The following is a 20,308-nucleotide window of genomic DNA, read 5'->3' as shown; positions in this document are numbered from 1 at the left end:
CCATCTCTCGCAGGCCGCGAGGAGACCCCGATGGCCGACCCACTCAACCTCGTCAAGCCCGGCGACCTCATCAGCGCCGAGCTCATCAATGCGATCATCCAGCTGCTGAACGCGCTGGCCAACACGTCGGGCGGCCCCAACGTGGTGCCCAACCTCTTCAGCCGAACGCTGCTCGACGTGAAGGCCCTGATTGCGCAGTCCGGCGGCAACCTCCAGCTCGCCCTGTCGATGGACGCGTCCGGGCTGGTGGTGAACCTCAATGACCCGAAGAACAACGCGCGGCCGGTCATCGGGCAGATTCCCACGCCGGGCACCCGGGTGCAGGACGGCACGGGCATCCACCTGCTGGTGGCGACCCAGGCCGGCTCCACGCCCACGCCTCCGGCGAAGCCCACCGTCAGCGGCTTCTCTCCGCTGACGCCGAACATCGGTACGGAGGTGCAGATCATCGGCGAGAACTTCGACGCGGTGCGCGCCAACAACACGGTGACGTTCGACGGGACGGTGGCCGCGCCCCCCTCGAACGCGAGCACGCGCTACTCGCTGTTCGTCGTCGTGCCCTCCGTCGCGAACCCTCCCGCCGCCGGTCAGCAGAAGACGGTGACGGTGGTGGTGACCAACCCCGCGGGCGCGACGTCCTCGCAGCTCATCATCCTGGGGCCCACGGGCACGCCGCTGCCCGCCATCACTCCTTTCAGCATCCCGAACGCCCCGCTCGGCGGCGAGCTCATCATCAACGGTCAGAACTTCGGCACCACGCTGACCAACATCCGCGTGTTCTTCGATGACCAGCCCCGGGATGGCACTTCGGGCACGCCCATTGGCGTGCAGCCGCTGGGCACGTCCACGCTGCCCAGCCGGCTCGTCGTCACCATCCCCACGTCCCTGACGGGCATCAACCTCTCCGGGGACAGCAAGATCATCAACATCAAGGTGCGCGTGGGGACGGCGATGTCTCCCACGCAGGCACTCGAAATCTACAAGCCCTGAGGTCCACACATGCCAAGACATTCCAAGAGGCTTTCCTGGCTCGCGCTCCCCTTCCTGCTGGGGGCGACAGGCTCCCTGGCGGCGACGCACGAGCTCGCCATCTCCGCGCCCGCGACGACCATTCCCATCACCCGCGTGAAGGTGATGCTCGAGTCGAGCACGCCGATTCAAAACGGCGCGACGCTGAACTTCGAGACGCCCCTGGGCAACGCCGACGTGACGGTGGGCGGCGGGCCCGTCAACCTGGCCAACGGCGACAACGTGTTCATCGTCGGGGCCGGCACCAACGCCATCATCATCGACTACAAGCGGCGAGACGTCCTGCAGGACCCGAGCAACTTCTGCGGCATCAAGCCCGCCCAGGACGGCTCCGGGACGATTCGCTTCACGCCGGACGCCACGAACTTCAACAACCTCACGGGCTATCGCACGACGACCTTCGCCGCGCCGTCGCTGGACCAGTGCACCTGCGCCTCGCGACGGGTGAAGGGGCTGACGCAATGGAACGCGCCGCCCCCCGGGGTGAATCGGGGTCGCATCCCCATGGACGTGGCGCTGGTGCTGGATCGCTCCGGCAGCATGATTTCGGCGACGCCCGGTGACGCGGCGAACGTCCAGAAGTGGCTCGCGCTCCAGAGCGCCGCCGAGCAGTTCATCCACTTCTGGGAAGTCGAGGGGTTGGCCCCCCTGGACGAGACGGGCGGCACGGGGCTGGGCAGGGACCGGTTGGCGCTCGTCTACTTCGAGAGCGACTCCGAGCCGACCAAGTTCAACGGCAAGCTGTTCGTCGAGCGCGCTCCGGCGCTGATGGATGGCGGTCACCCGTGGGAGCAGGCCGTCAGCCACGTGAACGCGAACATCACCGCGGGCACCACGGCGATGGGCGGCGGCATCCGGGATGCGCTCGCCGCGTGGCAGGAGGACAAGGTCAATGACCTGACGCTGGTGGTGATGACGGACGGCATGCAGAACGTCAACCCGATGGTGAAGGACGGCACGGGCCCGGACATCGGCTTCAAGGTGTTGGAAGTCACCCCCGGCACGACGGAGCGCCTCACCAATCACTGCGTCCCCATGCTGACGGTGGCGGTGGCCAGCGGCGCCGTCCCGTACGCGGACCTGATGAACGGCATCTCCCAGCAGACGGCGGGACAGAACCACCTGACGACGAGCAGCGGCACCACGACGGCCTTCGCGCAGCAGTTGGTGGCCGCGCTCAAGGGCAACACGCTCGCCACGCTGCTCCAGAGCTCCACCACCCTGCCCTCGGGCACCAACACCGCCACCCGGACCGTCGACGTGGACGGCACGGTGCAGAGCCTCTACGTCAACCTGGGCTGGTTCACCTCCAGCCCGCGCGGGCAGCCCGTGACGCTCAAGGTGACCGCGCCGGACGGCAGCAACCCGAAGCCCGTGGCGGTGAAGACGGGCCGCAGCCACGTCCTCAACCGCTATGACTTCCCCAAGGCGGGTCCGGTCGGCAAGTGGCAGCTCACGGTGAACCGCATCCCCGGGACGGCGAGCCCCGCCATTACGTACCAGCTCGCCGCGTATGTTCAGGAGAAGAGCCTCGACTTCCAGCTCTCGTTGGACAAGGTGCGGCACTCCGCGGGCCAGCCGCTCGAGGTCGTCGCGCAGGTGACGTTCGACGGCAAGCCGCTGGAGAAGCTCAACAACGGTGAGCTGACGGTCATGGTGGAGACGCCGAACGGGGCGCTCGGCACGCTGATGCATGAGACGCGCGCCGAGGGCCGGGGCGAGCAGGGACCGGATCCGGTGTCGCCGTACCAGGGCAAGCTGGACACGCTGATGAAGGACCCCGAGTTCCTGAAGAAGATGGGGACCACCGTCGGCAAGGATGAGCTGGTGCTGAAGGAGACCGCGCCCGGCATCTACAAGCTGGGGTTCAAGGACACGCAGACGCCCGGCACGTACCGCTTCCACTTCCAGCTCTTGATGAAGGGACCCTCCGGCGAGCCGGTGCGGCGCACGGAGATCCTCGAGACGCAGGTGGAGGTGCTGCCCTTCGGCCCGAAGACCGACGTCACCGTGACGAAGGTCGACACCGGCAGCTACGTGCTGGTGCTGACTCCGCGCGACGAGCTGGGGAACTACGTGGGCCCGGGCTTCGAGGACCGCGTCGTCGTGCAGATCGACGGCAAGGGCAGGCAGGCCCCGGCCACCACGCCCAAACTCGACGGCACCTACGAGGTCCGCCTGTTCGAGATTGACGACAGCACCGAGATCATCGTGCTGGTGAATGGCACGCCCGTGGCCAAGGGCCCGGTGACGAAGCTGGAGCCGGTGAAGCCCGTCCCTCCGGACAACGGCTCCGGGCGTGACGGCGGCACGGGCGGCGGCGACGGAGGCTCCAGTCCTCCGGTGCCTCCCACGGAGGGCTGCCCCTGCAAGCATACGCGTCCTAGCGGCTCCACCGGCGTCCTGGGGCTCGTGGCCCTGGGGTTCCTCGCGAGCCGTCGCCGCAAGCACCACGACGGCGACTGACGTCCGGTGTCTGGGAGCCTTCGTCACGGGGGCTCCCGGCTCGGCCGAACCACACGCTCATCACGAGGTTGAAGCAGACACAGGTGTCGAGCCCACGAGGACGTCGCGACGATGCATGAGCAGGCGGCACGAGGCAGGACGGTCATTCAGCGGCTGCGGCTGCGCGGGGCGGAGCTGGAGCCGCTCTCGGCGCGGCTGCGGCTCGAGGCCGTGCTGGCTGGAGCCGACCTGCTTCCTCCGGGCCTGCCTCCTTCGGCCACCGTGTGCATCCGGCGGTTGATGGACCCGAAGCCCGGCGTGCTCTCCGTGAGCCAACAGGCCCTGCGTCCGCCCGCGGCGTGGAACGAGGCGTTGACCTCGGTGCTGCGCGAGCAGGTGGCCCGTGCCGCGAGGCCCGCGCATGGCGTCGTGCCGCCTGGCGCGGAGGCCGTGTTGTTCGCGGACCCTTCCGAGCTGCTCGCGTGCCTGGCGAGCGACGTGAGTCGCGGTCTCGCCAGCGCGCATTGGTGGTGGCGAGGCCTGTTCCCCAACGCGGAGCTGGCTCGCACCGTCGTCGCGGAGTGGCTGCGTGCCCCCGAGTACGTCCCGAGCGCGCTGGAGTTCCTCACCCGGCGGCGCGAGGTCCGTGCCGTGGTGTCGGTGTTCACTGCTTCGGAGGCTCGCGACCTGCTGACACGGGTGCTCCGGGTGCATGGCCTGTCCGCCTCCGCGCTCGATGCAACCGCACGAGATACGAACGACGAGCAGCCCGCGCGCTCCGTCGAGCCATCAGGCCCGGTGAAGGCAGGTGGAGCGCCCCACGAGACAGGTGCCCCGTGGGAGCCCTGGGCCCCCGAAGTGCGGCCCTTGAAGGACTCTCGTGAACACGCGGCCCTGCTCGGAGTCGCGCTCACACTGCGACGTGCTCCCGTCGAGGCACGTCGCCCGGAGTTCCTCCCGGCCGTGGGCACCTGGCGGCGCACAGAGGAAGCGCTCTCTGTTCCATTGACCGTCGCACCGCGCGCGGCTCGGCACGAGGCCCCGCCCGAAGCTCTCACGGTCAGCGCGCCTCCGACGCCGCGCGCCGAAACAGCTCCTGACGCCACGGCCTTCGCGGCTCCCGTCGAGGAATCCACGACGCGGCCCCGCTCGGAGACAGCCCCTTTCGAGGAGCGCGCGGCAGAGCCCGACATTCATCGGGCCGAGGCATCGACAGCGAGTGATGACGTCCAAGCGCGTTCGGACATCGACAGCGTGTCACGGCCCACCGAGGCCCCGTCGAGCGCTGAGAACCCTCCGTCCCCTGAGGCCTCACCCGCCTCCGCAACTGAAGACTTTTCGCGGTCCCCCGTGCACACCACGACACCACCGACGCCACTCCGAGAGCTCGAGCCACCCTCCGGACGCGCGTGGGGACTGCCCTTTTCCACACACCTCGGCGGCCTCTTCTATCTGGTCAACCTGGGCCTGTTCCTGGAGCTGTACGGCGACTTCTCGATGCCAGCGCATCCGAACCTGCCGCTGTCGCTGTGGGACTTCGTCACGCTCGTGGGCCGACGCCTGTGCGTGGACCCGCGTCCTACAGACCCGGTGTGGAAGGTGCTTGCGCTGCTCGCAGGCCGGAAGCCCGGAGTCCTCCCCGGCCAGGACTTCACGCCTCCCGATGCATGGCGAATCCCGCCTGGATGGCTGCGCACGTTCCGCACGGCCCGCGACACCCACTGGACGTGGAGCGTCCACGAGGGACGGCTGCGCGTGAAGCATCCAGCGGGTTTCCTCGTGCTGGACGTTCCCTGCGATGAACGCGACGCGGAGACCCACGTGAACGGCGAGCTGGAGCCCTACTCCGCCGTCACGTCGTACACGCTGTCCCGAGGTGACAAGACAGGTCGGCTCGACACCGAGCCCCTGGAGCGGTGGCTGGGGTGGCTCGTGCCTTTCTGCCGCGCTCGACTGTGCCGCGCGCTGGGGGTGTCACCGGACGATGCGTCAGCCCTGGACACGACACTGCTCGCACACGACGCGCGGCTTCACGTGACGGAGGGACATGTGGACGTGGTGCTGTTCCTGTCGCAGCTCCCGCTGGCGGTGCGCATCGCCGGCCTGGACCGCGACATCGGGTGGCTGCCCTCCGAGGGGCGACACCTCACCTTCCACTTCGAGTGAGCCCGAGGCGCGCCATGTCCATCTCCCAGCCTCCTCCCACCGAGTCCCAAGCGCACGAGCACTTCAAGCTCTACTTCTTCGCCGCCACGTCGCGCGTGCTCGCCCAGGGCGCGAGCCTGTGCGGCGGTGAGGACTCGCTGCTCGCGCGCTTCCCCTTCCTCGAAGCCTACCGGGCGGAGCTCACCGAGCTGGGCATCGACCCGCTGGAAGCGTCGACCGGAGCGGGCCCGTGGGCCGAGGCCATCTCCGCCTGGGAGGAAGACGTCACCGAGCACCTCCCCCTGCGAGCGCTGCGCAGGGCCGCGCTGCTGGACCACGACACACTGACGCTCCTGCTCGCGGTGGGAATGGTCGAGGAGGACGCCCGCTTCGGCGCGCTGTTCGCGTCACTCCAGGGAACACCCACGCTCCACCGTCCGACGCTCGGCCTGCTGAACGCGGGCTGGCGCGGAGATGAGGACCGGGGCGAGACGCGCGCACGGCTGCGTCGCCTGATGGAGCTGGGGCTCGTGGAGGTGACGGACCACGAGGCCCCTCGCTCCGAGTGGGCGCTCCATGTCCCCGGCGCGGTCTGGGATGCTCTGCGGGGAGAGGCCCCCGATAAACCCACGCCGTGGATGAAGCACCATCCCGTGGAGCGGCTGGAGCAGGACGAGCCGCTCATCATTCCTGAAGCACTCCGCGAGGCCCTGGAGCGACTGCCCACACTGCTCGGCTCCGATGAGGTGCGCGCGCTGGTGCTGCGTGGGCCTCGTCACAACGGTCGGCGCACACTGCTCCGCGCGGTGGCCCGAGCGCTCGGGCGAGGCGTGCTGGAGGTGGAGGGACTCCAGAAGGTGGAGGACCCGCGCTGGCGCGTCGTGGGCCCGCTGGCCACGCTGCTGCATGCGATGCCCGTGGCCGTCACTGACCCGCCTCCGGGCGAGGCCGCCGACATTCCCGCGCTGGAGGGACTCGACGGTCCGCTAGGTGTCGTTCTCGGCCGATTGGGTGGCGTCACTGGTGACGGCGTCGACCGCGCGCTCACGCTGGACGTGGCCATGCCAGGGCCGGACGAGCGCGCGCTGCATTGGGAACGAGGACTGGCCGGCCGGGCCTGTCCCTCCCTGGAGGCATTGAGCACGGGCTTTCGCCTCACCCGAGGACATCTGCGACGCGCGGCCCGGCTGGCGCAGGCCCATGCGGCGCTCGCGGGCCGGCAGCACGTGGAGCCCTCCGACGTGCGCGAGGCCACGCGCGCGCTCAACCGACAGGCCCTGGACACCCTCGCCGTGCGCGTGACGACTCCAGGCGACTGGAGCCAGCTCTCCGTCGCGAGCGAGACGCTGCGCGAGCTGCGCCTGCTGGAGACTCGCTGTCGCTACCGTGAGCGCATGGGCTCGACCTTGGGCAGCTCCCTGGCGCGACAGCTCACCGCGGGCGTGCGCGCCCTCTTCCAAGGCCCCAGCGGCACGGGCAAGACGCTGGCCGCGCGGCTCGTGTCGGCGGCGCTCGGGCTGGACGTGTACCGGGTGGAGCTGTCCTCGGTGGTGAACAAGTACATCGGCGAGACGGAGAAGAACCTCGCGCGCATCTTCGCGCTCGCCGAGGAGCTGGACGTGGTGCTGCTCTTCGATGAAGGCGACGCCCTCTTCGCGCGGAGGACGGGCGTGGGCTCCTCCACGGACCGCTACGCCAACCTGGAGACGAACTACCTCCTCCAGCGCATCGAGTCCTACGAGGGCATCCTCATCGTCACCACCAACGCGTCCGACGCCATCGACACCGCGTTCCAGCGGCGGATGGACGTGGTGGTGGACTTCCGCTCGCCAGACGCCTCCGAGCGCTGGACGCTCTGGCAGCTCCACCTGCCTCCGGCGCACTCCGTGGACAGTCAGTTGCTTCGCGAGGTGGCCGCGCGCTGCCAACTCAGCGGCGGACAGATTCGCAACGCGGTGCTGCACGCCTCCCTGCTCGCGCTGGAGGAGCAGGCCCCGCTCGGCTCCGCGCACCTGGAGGCAGGGGTGACGCGCGAGTACCGCAAGGCCGGAGACGTCTGCCCCTTGCGTCGGGCCACCACGCAGTCCCTGCGAGGCTGAGAGAGCCCCATGCCTCCCGCCCGCGCATCCGCCCGAGCTTCCTCCCGCGCACCCGCGCGAGGAGCGGCGCCCGCACGCGCCGGGGCCACGAGCGCGGCGGCTCCTGGAGGCGCGGCCATCAAGGTCGGTGGCGACGCGGAGAAGGACCCGCGCTTCCGCAAGGTCATCGAGCAGCTCAAGAAGAGCTCCGACAAGACGAAGAAACATCCCCCCGCGTCGCAGAAGGCCGCGGAGGCGCAGGCCGCCGCCGTGTCCCCGCCCACCGAGCAGCTCGCGGGGGCGAAGGGCAATCAAGTCGACGCCATGAAGGCGGCGGAAGCGCCCAAGACAGAGCCCAACGGTTTCCTCGCGATGTTGCGCGCGGAGATCGAGAAGGTGATGCCGAAGACGCTGGATGACGCCGACAGCTTCATGGAGGGCAACGAGACGGCGCAGGTGAAGGACAGCGTCGCCGGAGGTGTCAGCGAGACCAAGCAGGCCGCGACGGGTCCCACGGAGGCCGCCACCGCGGCGGCGCCGGACCCCAGCGGCGTCCCCGCCCGACAGTCCTCGGAGATGCCCTCCGAGCCCGCGCCCGAGTCGCTTCCGGTCAACGGCGCGGAGGCCATGCCCGCGCCCAAGCCGAACACCCAGGTGCAGGCGCTGCAGAAGGGCAAGCAGGACGCGGACCAGCAGATGAAGGACGCGGAGCTGACGCCCGACCAGCTCAAGAAGGCGAATGACCCGCGCTTCTCCAAGGTCATCTCGGAGAAGGGCCAGGTGGAGAAGACCGCCGGAGCCGCACCCGGCAAGTACCGCGCGAGCGAGACGGGCACCCTGGGTCAGGCCAAGGCGAAGGCCGGTGGGGATGCACGTGCCGGCGTGGCGCAGATGGCCGGCGTCCGCGTGTCCGGCAACAGCAAGGTGAAGACCCGCCAGCTCCTGGCGAAGCAGAAGGACGAGGCCCGGCGCAAGGAAGTCACCTCGAACATCGAGCGGATGTACCAGCAGACGAAGCAACGGGTGGACTCGCGGCTGTCCACACTCGAAGCGGACGTCATGCGCATGTTCGACCTGGGCGCCGAGGCCGCCCTGTCGGACATGAAGTCCTATGCGGACCGGGAGATCGAGAAGTTCAAGGACGACCGCTACAGCGGCCTGACGGGCAAGGCCCGCTGGGTGGCGGACCTGTTCCGCCCCGTGCCCGAGGGCATCAAGGTCATCCTCGGCCAGGCGCGTACGCGCTTCGCCTCGAAGATGGATGCGCTCGCGGTGCGCATCTCCACGGCGGTGGACAACCGGCTGGCCCAGGCCAAGGCCGACGTGGACAAGGGCCAGGCCGCCATCAAGACGTATGTCGACAGCCTCCCGCGCGACCTGCAGGGCGTGGGACAAGAGGCGCAGAAGGCGGTCGGCGAGCGCTTCGACGAGCTGCGCAGCGGCATCGACGCGAAGAAGAACGACCTGGCCCAGAAGCTGGCCCAGAAATACAAGGAGGCGTTCGACAAGGCGGACGCGGCCCTCAAGAAGTTGGAGGAGGAGAACGCCGGCGCGCTGAAGAAGCTGGCGGACGCCATCGGCGAGGTCATCAAGATCCTCACCGAGTTCAAGGACAAGCTGATGGCCCTGCTGCGCAAGGGCTGGGAGACCATCAAGCTCATCCTCGCGGACCCCATCGGGTTCCTGTCCAACCTCATCTCCGCCATCAAGCTGGGCGTCCAGCAGTTCCTGGGCAACATCAAGGCCCACCTGATTCGTGGGTTCATGACGTGGCTCTTCGGCGCGCTGGCGCAGGCGGGCATCCCCATCCCCACGGACCTGACGCTGCCCAGCATCCTCAAGCTGGTGCTCGCGGTGCTCGGCATCACCTACGAGCGCATGCGCGCCAAGGCCGTGAAGCTCCTGGGCGAGCGCACCGTGGGGCTGCTGGAGAAGGTCTTCGAGCTGGTGCGCACCCTCATCACGTCTGGCCCGGCGGCGATGTGGGAACAGATGAAGGAGAACCTCGGCAACCTGAAGGACATGGTCATCGAGGCGCTGAAGTCGTGGCTCATCGAGACCGTCGTCAAGCAGGCCATCACGAAGATCATCTCCATGTTCAACCCGGCGGGCGCCATCATCCAGGCCGTCCTCGCCATCTACAACACGGTGATGTTCTTCATCGAGCGCGCCAGTCAGATCATGTCGCTCATCGAGGCCATCATCAGCTCGGTGCACGCCATCGCCACGGGTGCGATTGGCGGCGCGGCCAACTGGATTGAGCAGGCGCTGGGACGCGCGGTGCCCGTGGTCATCAGCTTCCTGGCGCGGCTCATCGGCCTGGGCGGCATCAGCGACAAGATCAAGGAGACCATCCTCAAGGTGCAGGGGATGGTGGACCGCGCCATCGACAAGGTGCTGGCGAAGCTGGTGGCCCTGGCGCGCAAGCTCTTCGGCAAGGCCAAGGGCGCGGGGCCGGAGTCACAGGTGCCCGTCGCGGAGCGGTGGAAGAACGGCATGGCCGCGCTGGACAGCTACCTCGCGGCGGACCGGGGCAAGGAGAAGCGCATCGGCGATTTGAAGAAGGGCCTGGCGCCCCTCAAGTCGCGCTTCGGTTTCACGAAGCTGGAGGTCGTCCGCCAGGGCGCCGGAGTCGCCGTCGACGCCGAGATGAACCCGAAGCAGCTCAAGGGCGTGAGCGACAAGGGCCTCATCGACGAGGACTACGTGAAGACGGTGCGCCCCGAGGGCGCCAAGGGCGACGTGCGCTACGAATGGAAGACCTCGGCTCGCGGCGCCGAGCACTTCTACTGCGTGGACTCGGAGAACACCGAGTGGCACTGGCGCAAGAAGGGCGAGCCGAAGTCGGGAACGTGGATTGCCTCGGCGCAGGGCCGCAAGCAGCAGAAGGAGGCGGAGGCGGCGGCGACCGCGAAGGTGAAGGCGGACAACCCCAAGTACATCTCGATTGTCTCCGAGGAGAAGGCCCTCACCCACTCCGGCCTCGACGTCGCGGGGCTCGCCCCCGGCGCCACGCCCGCGGAGGACCGCGTCGTCATCGGCGAGGCCAAGTTCCTCGGCGGCAAGAAGCCGCAGAGTGTCAAATACGTCCCACCCGAGCAGGTGGGCACCGTGCAGCCCAGTGGGCGCACGCGCGAGAATCCCCTGTCCGCGACGACGGACAACCTGCAGACCAACCTGGCAAACGCCACGGCCGCGCAAACCAACCAGGAGACCGTCAAGCGCGTCGAAGGGGCGCTGAAGGCGGGCAGGGTCGAGGTCATCTACTTCCTGGCGGGTCAGGCCACCATCCCGGCCGCGAAGCTCGCGCGCATCGCCGCTCGAATCCGCGCCGAGCTCGCCAGCTACCTCAAGGCGAACTTCGCGATGAAGGATGATGAAGTGAAGCTCGTGGTGGCAAATGTCATCGTGCGAGTGGAGAAGATCTGAAGCGCGCGAGGCGCGCAGGAGGCATGTGATGTGTTGGGTCAACCTCTGCTCCACCCGCTACCGACTGCGCGCCTCCGCAAGCGAACTGCTGTCCGACTGGGAGCAGGACACGGGGCTGAGGCCCAATTCGTTGCAACCCGTCCTCCTTGCACTCATCGCGGGCGACGCGTCGCTGGTGCAGCGAGCCCTCGCGCTCGCGTCCCGGCTCATCTCCACGTACTTCGAAGGGTTCGATGACGCGGACCTGACTTCTCCCGCGGCGCTGTCCAACATCGCGGGACTGAGCATCGCAACCCACCTCACGGGCAAGGACCAGTCCGCGCTGTGGAAGCGCATCGCCGCCGCGCCCGTGCCACACGACACCACGGCACGCGCACTCCAGGCCGTCGTCGCGCGACTCACCCAACCCTACGCTCCGCCTGGCGAGACACCTCGCGCCAAGAAGCACTTCATCCGGAGTCAATCCGACTGGCTCTGGCGATTGGGGCACTCGCCCGTCCAGCAGACCTTCGACCTCTCGGTGAGTCCGGACCACCCGATGTGGCCCTATCACTTGAGATCCTTCGTGCTGCCTCTGGGATACGAGCGCCATCGGCAACTCGAAGCGGAGGGGCACACAGTGTCGCCGATGGACCTGTTCCAGCGCGGCGCATATCCCGAGCGGCACGCTCACGTACTCTATGAGCGAAGCCACCCACGCCCGCCCACGGTGTCCAAGCCGGACGCCAAGGACCCGAGCACCTGGTTCGGCTTCGATGCCGTGGAGGCGGATGGGATGGGGCTGCGCGCCTATCACTACCTGGGGTTCGGCTTTCAAGCGCCCTTGCTGTTCCGCGAGGGCCTGGACGCGTTCGGATTCCTGGGTCAGCTCGACAATGACTGGCAGCTCGTGCGCGAGGCTCTGTCCGCTGAGGCCTGGCGAGAGGTCGAGCAGCGTCGCGAGGCGGGCTGTACGCACGTCATCGTCTACGACGCCAACGAGGCCACCGTGCCCAAGAAGGACCTGGCCCGCGCCGCGGACCACTTCGGCCTGAAGCTCGAGGCCGTGGACCTGACCGAGGTCTGAGCACCATGTTCCGACACGTCTTCGCCTGCCTCGTCCACGAGCGTCCCGACTGCGTCGTCGACCTCGTCCGCAACCTGCATCACCTGGACCCGAGCTCGCTCATCCTGCTCTACAACGGCGGGCACAACTCGAAGCTGCTCGAGGGCTTCCCCTTCGAGCACTACAACGCCGTCGTCCACCCCACCCCGCGCCCGATGAAGTGGGGATGGCTGCACGACTTCGCGCTCGACTGCTTCCGCTTCGCGCGGGAGCACCATCCGTTCGACGCGATGACCATCGTCGACTCGGACCAGCTCGGCTTGCGGCCCGGCTACTCCGAGCATCTGCGCGCGTTCTTCTCCGCGAATCCCGGCGCGGGCCTGCTGGGCAACGTGCAGACGCCACACGGCCCGGGGGCTCGCACGGCCCCCGCCGTCCATGCCCGGCGCGAAGTGGACCTGTGGCGTCCCTTCCTGCGCAGGTTCCCCCAGGGCGAGTCCCAGTTCGTCCATTGGACGTTCTGGCCGTCCACCGTATTCGGCGCCGACGCGGCGAACGACCTCGTCTCGCTGTTCGAACGCGACACGCAGCTCCAGGACCTCCTCCGTCGCTCGCGCATCTGGGCCACCGAGGAGGTGCTGTTCCCGACCTTGACGGCCCTGCTCGGCCACCGCGTGATCACCAGCCCGTGTGACTACGAGGTGGTTCGCTACCGCGTCCGGTACTCCACCGCGCAGCTCGACGCCGCCATGGCCTCGCCCGACGTGTTCTGGGCGCATCCGATTCCTCGCCAGTTGGACGACCCGCTGCGCGCCCACGTGCGCAATCGCTTCGAGCGGTATGAGCAGACCTCCGCGCTCGCGGCGACGGTGCTCCCGCTCCATGCGAGAACCCCTGAGCACGAGGAGGTTCCCCACCCCACGCTGACTCCCGTCACGGCGCCGCCTCCCGCTCCTGGCCCTGATGCGGTGGCTGCTGAAGAACACGCCTCACGAGGCGCCACGGTGGCGGACGTGGCACGCACGGAGTCTCCCGGCCTGCTGCTCACGTGGCCCCTCCTCGCGGAGATGCGCGAAGTCGAAGGCTGGCTCACGGATGAAGAGGCGGACCTGCTCATCGCCGCCACCTCGCGCGCGCTCACGTCGCTGCCCTCGTCACATGCGGTGGTCGAGGTGGGCAGCTATTGTGGCAAGGCCACCGTCGTTCTTGGCCGCGTGGCCCAGTCGCTCGGAGTCACCGCGCCCATTCACGCCATCGACCCGGGTGACGGAGTCGTGGGCGCTCGCGGCGGCAACCTTCAGCACATGGGCTCCACGCGCGAGAAGCTCGCGCGCACGCTCCAGCGGACCGGACTCGCTTCCCGCATCCAGGTCCATCACCAGCACGCGCCCGGCGTCCCCTGGAGCGAGCCCATCTCCCTGCTCCTGGTGGACGGGCTTCACGACTACGCCAGTGTGTCGGCGGACTTCCTCCACCTGGAGCCCTCGCTCGTCGTCGGTGGACTGGTCGCCTTCCACGACTGCGCCGACTACTTCCCCGGCGTGAAGCGCCTCGTCCGGGAGCTGCTCCACGAGGGGCGCTACCGCGCGCTCCACACCGCGGGCACCCTGGCCGTGCTCGAGAAGCGCGCCATGGCCAATCGCCTGGAGGCGGTGCCCACGCCGACACCCGTGCCGACGCACGAGGAGCCGAGGCCCACGCTCACCCTCGCTCGCGCCACGGTGGCCCCGAGCACCGAGGAGCCACGGCCCACGGACGTCCCGTTGCCGCACGGGGTCCGGCCCACGGTGTCCTGCATCATGCCCACGTTCAACCGGCGCCAGTTCGTCCCGCTGGCGGTGCGCTGGTTCCTCGCGCAGGACTGGCCGGAGCGCGAGCTCATCATCGTCGACGACGGCACCCAGCCCGTGGCGGACCTGCTCCCCGAGGACCCTCGCATCCGCTACGTGCGACTGGAGCGGCGGCACTCCGTGGGCGCCAAGCGCAACCTCGCCTGTCAGTCAGCGCGCGGCGAAATCATCGCCCACTGGGACGACGACGACTGGTCCGCGCCGCACCGGCTTTCCTATCAGGCCACGTCACTGCTCGACGCGGGCGCCTCCGTCTGCGGCCTCACGCGCGTCTACTACCACCAGCCCGCGACGGACCGCTCCTGGCAGTACGTCTATCCCCCAGGTCAGCGGCCCTGGGTCTCCGGCAACACGCTCTGCTACACGAAGTCGTTCTGGGGTCGAAACCCGTTCCCCGACATCAACATCGGCGAGGACGCGCGCTTCCTCTGGAACGACCCGTCCCGCAAGCTCCTCGTGCTCGACGACCCGTCCTTCTTCGTCGCTTGCATCCACGACGCGAATGTGGACCCGAAGCGCGTCCACCATCGCTACTGGCACCCTCATCCCACGGACACCGTGCGCGCGCTGATGGGCGACGCGTTCAACGCCGTCCACGCCCTCATCGCGGCCTGAACCCGACATGACTCCCGCGCTCAACTTCTGCTTCCACGGTGGAGTGTTTCGCCCCACCGTCGTCGCCGCCATCCGCTCGGCGATGAAGCACAATCCCCAGGCCAGGACCTTCATCTACTGCGACGAGCCCGGCATCCGCCGCTACCAACCCCTGCTCCCCGGCGCCCACTTCGAGGACCTGGCCGAGCACTTCTCCCAGCTGGGCACGACACGGCTGGAGGTCGCCTCCCGGCGCATGAGGGCCTTCGCGCTCCTCCAGAACGGCGGCTGGTACCTGGACGCGTTCGACACCGTGACGCTGCGCCCGCTGCCCGACGTGGAGCGCTTCACCATTGGCGAGGAGTGCTGGGACCCACGCCGCCGCTGCGCCGGGGTCTGCGCCAGTCCGTCCGGCGACGCCTTCGCCGAGCACTGGCTCTCCGCGATGATGGCCACTCCCGAGTCGGAGTGGGACCACTGGACGGACCAGACGCTGTGCAACCAGCTCATCGGCAAGCACGGCAAGCTCGTCGAGTCACTGCCCACCGGCCGACTCAACTGGCCCTCCGAGAGCGGCTTCACCGGCGAGCTGCGCCTGTCCGAGGACCAGGTGGCGTGGCTCCTGGATAATGCCTGGGTCATCCACTACTTCGGCCGGGGCGCGAGCGGTGTGCCGTACAAGGAGATGGGCCTGTCCACCCTGAGACATTGTCGCAAGCTCGGTGGCTGGCTTCCCCGACTCATCCTCCATCACAGCCAGGGCCTCACCACCCTCACTCCAGCGGACTGATGCCTTTGACGCGTCACGTCTTCGAGAGACAACGACTGCGGGTAAATACATCGAGGGTGGATTGCTCGACCGCTAAGAGGATGTGAAACTGGGGAGGTCGACGAACCAGCTGGCTCGCCTTCTCGACCCCCTCTCGAGGACTTTCACCGTGAGCGCCCCACCCGCTGTGCTTGGTGTCTCCTTCGCGGTGTCCGTTGAACAGGGTGTCCCTTCCGCGCTGCCCTCGCGGGCCATCGAAGTGGACGTGGGGGTGGCGCTGCCCACCGCCTTCGGAGGCCTGCGGAAGGTCCTCCGCGCCTGTGAGGAGACCGCGCCCCAGGTCGTCCGCGCCGTGGCCTCCGCTCATCCGTCGGAATGGAATCGGCTGTTTCCGGGAGCCATCCAGGGCGTCCCGGATTTGGGTGACCTGGCGCTGTCGCCCTCGGAGCGCCGGCTCCACCGCGAATCCGAGCAGACCTTCTGGATTCTCACCGTCGCCGCGCGCGCCATCGTCGAGACGCTGCGGGTCAGCGGACGTCCCCTGGTGCTGCATGGCGCTGGGGAGTGCGACCTGGTCAGCCTGCGCGCGGTGATGCGCGCGGCCGAGTGGGCCCGGCTCGACGGACTGGACGGGACGCTGCTGTTCACTGGCTGGAGGACTCGGCGTCCCCACGGCGCCGCCGTCTTCGAGTTGCGACGACAGGCCTACCTGGATTCGCTGAGTGACAGGCTGCGAGTCCCCCACGCCTCGGGCCCGGGGGCGGTGTCCTCTCGGCGGGATGAGCCGGCGGTGGACCTGGAAGGCCGCTACCTGCGGCTGGTGGTGGACGCATCGGAGTCGCGCGAGTCGCGCGTCGCGGCGGCCATCCTCGCCATCCGCCAGTGCTTCTTCACCACGAACTATGAAGGCGCCATGCTGGCCGCGGAGCACGGCCTGTCGCTGCTGGACGGCGACCCGGACACGCAGCTCGCCTCGCGCGTGGCCCAGGCCTGGGACGTGCTGGACACGGGCTTCTCCACGCCCGCCATTGAAATCGACCGCGCCAGCCTGGGCGAAGTGGATGAGTTGAAGGCGCTCATCCACCGCAGCATGGGCGTGGTGCATGTCTTCACCGGTGCACATGACGCGGCGATGGAGTCCTTTGGCCGCGGCCTGGAGTGCCACATCCCTCCGGAGCTGGTGGCGCGGCTGCACATGTTCCGCGCGCTGACGCTGACCAAGCGCTTCGGGCAGCTCCCCAACGCTCGCGTGGAGGTGGAGGCGGGCCTCGCCGCGCTGGCGAAGAGCACCGCGCCGGACCGCGCGCTCCAGGAGGGCTGGCTGCGCAACGTGTGCGCGCTGACGTGGTTCCAGGAGCGCAAGCTCGACAAGGCGTTGGTGGAGGAGAAGCTCGCCATGCGCTGCGTGGGAGACCTGCACGACGCGAGCGCGACGCATCTGAAGATCAACCTCATCTCCAACGCCAGCTACCTCCAGGAGTCGGCGCGGCAGTTCTCGGACGCCATCGCGACGTGGCGGCGCTTCGAGAGCATCAGCGCGAAGTGGGGCGTCAACTTCTCCAAGCACCACAACTACCGGCTGGCGGGCTTGGAGTTCGCCTCGGGCGCACGCGCCGAAGCCGTGGAGCACTTCACGCAGGCGTATGCCAGCGCGGAGGCCCTGCGGGACTCCTTCCACCGACAGGTCATCGCCGCGGAGCTGGGGCGGATGTTCCTGGACGACGGGAAGATGGACTCGGCGGTGGACTGGTTCGCGCGCGCGGAGCAGCACGCTCGCGAAATCGGCGAGCCGCTCAAGGCCGCGGAGAGCCTGGCGGGACTGTCACTGGCCGCCGGGCGCTCCGACTGGTCCGAGGCCCTGCGCTGCGCTCGCGCCAGCTCCACCTGGCCCAAGGAGACGCAGGCCCTGGTGGACGCGCTGGGCCGAGGCGACGCGGCGGCGGTGCAAGCCCTGCTGCCCCGCCCCCGGACGAAGCTGAACCGGCCCTTCGACTCGGTCAGCCTGTACTAGCGCGTCGCGGTGAAGCGCCGCGAGACGTCGCACGAGGGCATGCCCGACGGGACATTCACCTGGTTGGCGGAGTACGTCCCGGAGAAGACGGCCCGCGTGTCGTCGCGCGCGGGCGCCTCATCGAAAGAGCCATCGAGGAGGAACCGCAGCTCCGACGTGGGCCCCTCGCGCCCCTGGAACGTCTTGCCACCGCTCAGGGACACGCCCGTGTAGGAGCTGCCGTAGTAGTTGCCGGTGAGCTGGACGTCACCCAGCGTCGCGTAGACGGCCGTGGTGTCTCCCTCCCGGTCGATGACGAGCAGCGCTCCCTCCGGCAACGTCACGCCCGCCATGTCACAGGCGGCGCTGACAGGGCGGGTGTCCTCGAAGCGGAGGACATAGCTCCCGTCGATGGCGCAGTCGCCGCGACACTTGTTGTCGGAGGTACCGCCACAACCCGGGTTGCCCATGCCACTGCCCATGGACAGCACCGCCGTCACCAGCAGCAACGGGATGCGAAGGTGCTTCACGGCGGATGGCTTCACGATGTTGTCAGTCACGTCACTCATGTCGGATTCCCCTCGACTGCTCCGGCCCAGAGACGGCGGTGAAACGGTGATGTTGCTAATCGACGACGGCGTTGGAGGTTGATGCCCGGCTCGGGGAGAAGGGCTCGGCGAGCTCCGCGCGGCCCCAGGCGACCAGCTCCACGAGCACCGTCGCCGCGTGGGCGCCGGTGAGGATGCCCTGCCCGCCCAGCCCCGTGGCCACGAAGGTGCGTCGCGTGCCCGGGTAGCGTCCGAGGTACGGACGACCATCCGGAGTCACCGCGCGCAGCCCCGCCCAGGCGCGCACGAAGCGAGCCTCGCGCAGCCGAGGCGCCAGCTTCGCCACGGTGGCGCTCAGGTGCAGCAGCCCCGCGGGCGTGACGTTCTCGACGAAGCCGACGTCCTCCTCCGTGGCGCCGACGACGATTTCCCCCGCGCGCCACGGCGCCAGATACGTGGGCCCCGAGATGACGCGAGTGAGGGACAGGCCCGGCTGGTGCACCACCAGCATCTGTCCACGCACCGGCTTGAGCGGCAGCGGCGGCAATCCAGGAAAGGTCGAAGACCACGGCCCCGCGCTGACGATGAGCTGGTCCGCGCGCAGCGTCTCGCGATCGGTCCGCAGCACCACACCCTCGGTGCTCTCTTCCACGGAGCGCGCGGACTCACCGAGCCGCACCCGCACGCCCGCGCGCATCGCCGCGCCCAGCAGCGCGTTGACGTAGCCCTCCGTGTCCACCATGTGGCCGTGCGCTGTCTCGAATGCGCCCAGCAGCGGCGTCCCCGCCAGTGCGGGCTCCAGCTCCACGAGTCGGGCCGCGTCCACCCACGTGCCCAGCTCGTCCGGATGCCTCGCGGCGCGCTCGGCGAGGGCGTCACGTCCCTTCGCGTCCGCGGCGATGCGGAGGATGCCCTGGCCCCGGCGCAGCAGGTGGCCCTCTGGCAGCGCGGACAGGTCCTCCGCGAGCGTCGCCCTTCCCGCCCGCGAGAACGCGAGCATGGACGGGTCGTCGTAGAGACGCACCGAGGGAATCGCCACACCCGCCGCCGCGCGAGAGCCCCGGCCGCCCGGGTCCGCCGCATCCAGCACCGTCACGCGCGCCCCGGTGGCCGCCAGCCGCCTCGCCACGGACAGCCCCACCACTCCGGCACCGAGGACCACGACATCCGAGCTGAAACTCATCTGTGAGACTCACCAAGGTGAAGCGAGGACTGTCCCCTGAATACACGAAGGGCGCCGACCCTGCTTCAGGGTGCGGCGCCCGGGGGGGAGGGCGAAGTCGACTGCGTGTATCAGGCGACCGCAGTCTCGCTCATGCGCTTGGCGAACAGCTCCGCCGCGTTCTTGAGGCTCTGCTCCGACAGGCCCTTCTCCGTGTTCGCCTTCACCACGTCCTGGAGCAGGTCGGTGATCTGGCCCGGCTTGGAGACCTTGTCGAGCAGACCGCTCACCAGGCTGTTGCCGCCCATGCCCTCCATGAGGGACTTACCGGGGAAGTTGTTCAGCAGGTTCTTCGCGACACTGGCACCCGGGAACAGGTCCATGGCGGCGCCCAGGCCGGCCTGGAGCGGGTTCTCGCCCTTCATCAAGCCGCTGACGAAGCCCGCCGCGATACCGAGCGCGGGGTTGATGGCCGTGAGGGCCGGCTTGAGGATGTCCAGCGCCTTGCCGAGAACGTTCTTGAAGAGGCCCATGGTCGCAATCTCCCGAGGTCTGGCGTCGCTCCGCGTCCGTCGCGAGCCAGCCTGACAGTGGAGTTATCGGGCCCACTCGCCCGAAGTTCCGTGTGCCCTGGATCAAATTCTACCGACGGCCCAAGTCCCTGGAATTCCGTGGGTTTTCATCCCACCTTGTCGGCATACGTGGAGAAATCCCACCGATAAATCGGGCGTTCACCCCTTCGGAGGGCCCTTGGGTGCGGGCGTCGTAGCGCGGGATTCGGGGGCGCCCTTGAGCACCTCGTCTGAGGCGAGCGCGGCCTTGTAGCGCTCATCACCCTTCCCCGCACTGAAGCCGTCGCGCTGCTGCGCTCGGCTCAGGATGACCTCGCCACTGATGAGCTTGTCCAGGTGGTCTTGAATCTCCGCCACGGTGGCGGCCTTGGGGTCCTTGGCCTTGAGGTCCCCGTCGAGGGTGATCTCCAGCGGCATCTGCTTCTGCGGGTGCTGGGCGTAGTCGAGGATCTTCTCGACGTAGGCCTCGACGGGAATCTGGAGGAGCCGCGCCTGCTCCTTCACGTCCGCGTCGACCAGCAGCTCCGCGCGAATCTCCTCCACCGGGCGCTTCAGCTTCCGAGTCTCGGGGACGACGGTGTTCTCACCAGACATGGGCTCTCCAGAGGGACTGGCAGTGACTTTGCCCCATTCTGTTCGCGGACCCGCCTCG

General features: G+C 68.8%; 13 protein-coding genes. 9 read left to right on the top strand and 4 right to left on the bottom strand.

All coding sequences use genetic code 11. The features are described from left to right. The first annotated feature begins 30 nt into the window (after positions 1-30). The 9 genes from ACN469_RS37325 to ACN469_RS37285 all read left to right on the top strand — a co-directional run bounded on the left by ACN469_RS37325 (position 31) and on the right by ACN469_RS37285 (position 17,395). Positions 31-990 (top strand): IPT/TIG domain-containing protein, encoded by a 960-nt coding sequence (locus ACN469_RS37325; RefSeq protein ID WP_498776100.1) that lies wholly within the window; start codon positions 31-33, stop codon positions 988-990. A 9-nt stretch (positions 991-999) separates the two neighbouring features. Beyond that, positions 1,000-3,495 carry a vWA domain-containing protein gene (locus ACN469_RS37320; protein WP_498776098.1) on the top strand — a complete coding sequence of 832 codons (2,496 nt, stop codon included), beginning with the start codon at positions 1,000-1,002 and terminating at the stop codon, positions 3,493-3,495. Between the two features lie 111 nt (positions 3,496-3,606). After that, positions 3,607-5,640: a serine/threonine-protein kinase gene (locus ACN469_RS37315; protein WP_498776096.1), complete on the top strand. Its 2,034-nt coding sequence runs from the start codon at positions 3,607-3,609 to the stop codon at positions 5,638-5,640. A 14-nt stretch (positions 5,641-5,654) separates the two neighbouring features. Beyond that, the gene (locus ACN469_RS37310; RefSeq protein ID WP_498776094.1) at positions 5,655-7,718 is read left to right on the top strand and encodes an AAA family ATPase; all 2,064 of its coding nucleotides are present in this window, start codon (positions 5,655-5,657) and stop codon (positions 7,716-7,718) included. A 9-nt stretch (positions 7,719-7,727) separates the two neighbouring features. After that, positions 7,728-11,126 (top strand): phage tail protein, encoded by a 3,399-nt coding sequence (locus ACN469_RS37305; protein ID WP_498776093.1) that lies wholly within the window; start codon positions 7,728-7,730, stop codon positions 11,124-11,126. A 28-nt stretch (positions 11,127-11,154) separates the two neighbouring features. Beyond that, entirely contained in the window at positions 11,155-12,192 is a 1,038-nt protein-coding gene (locus ACN469_RS37300) for a hypothetical protein (RefSeq protein WP_498776091.1), read from the top strand. A 5-nt stretch (positions 12,193-12,197) separates the two neighbouring features. Further along, on the top strand, positions 12,198-14,636 hold the full coding sequence (locus ACN469_RS37295) for a glycosyltransferase (RefSeq protein ID WP_498776089.1): 2,439 nt from the start codon (positions 12,198-12,200) through the stop codon (positions 14,634-14,636). Positions 14,637-14,643: 7 nt separating this feature from the next. Further along, positions 14,644-15,405, top strand: coding sequence for a hypothetical protein (locus ACN469_RS37290; protein WP_498776087.1), 762 nt, complete (start codon positions 14,644-14,646; stop codon positions 15,403-15,405). Between the two features lie 148 nt (positions 15,406-15,553). Next, positions 15,554-17,395: a tetratricopeptide repeat protein gene (locus tag ACN469_RS37285; protein ID WP_498776085.1), complete on the top strand. Its 1,842-nt coding sequence runs from the start codon at positions 15,554-15,556 to the stop codon at positions 17,393-17,395. Here ACN469_RS37285 and ACN469_RS37280 read toward each other — a convergent pair. From ACN469_RS37280 to ACN469_RS37265, 4 genes are all read right to left on the bottom strand, one after another. After that, on the bottom strand, positions 17,392-17,943 hold the full coding sequence (locus ACN469_RS37280; protein ID WP_498776084.1) for a hypothetical protein: 552 nt from the start codon (positions 17,941-17,943) through the stop codon (positions 17,392-17,394). The two genes, ACN469_RS37285 and ACN469_RS37280, sit on opposite strands and share 4 nt — an antisense overlap. Positions 17,944-17,998: 55 nt before the next feature. Then, positions 17,999-19,105, bottom strand: a complete 1,107-nt coding sequence (locus ACN469_RS37275; protein ID WP_498776082.1) for an NAD(P)/FAD-dependent oxidoreductase — start codon at positions 19,103-19,105, stop codon at positions 17,999-18,001. Between the two features lie 110 nt (positions 19,106-19,215). Then, entirely contained in the window at positions 19,216-19,617 is a 402-nt protein-coding gene (locus ACN469_RS37270) for a hypothetical protein (protein WP_498776081.1), read from the bottom strand. Between the two features lie 198 nt (positions 19,618-19,815). Further along, entirely contained in the window at positions 19,816-20,250 is a 435-nt protein-coding gene (locus tag ACN469_RS37265; protein WP_498776079.1) for a hypothetical protein, read from the bottom strand. Positions 20,251-20,308 lie beyond the last annotated feature (58 nt).

Source organism: Corallococcus terminator (assembly GCF_049194865.1).
GTDB lineage: Bacteria > Myxococcota > Myxococcia > Myxococcales > Myxococcaceae > Myxococcus > Myxococcus terminator_A.
This window is presented reverse-complemented; position numbering and strand designations above follow the sequence as displayed.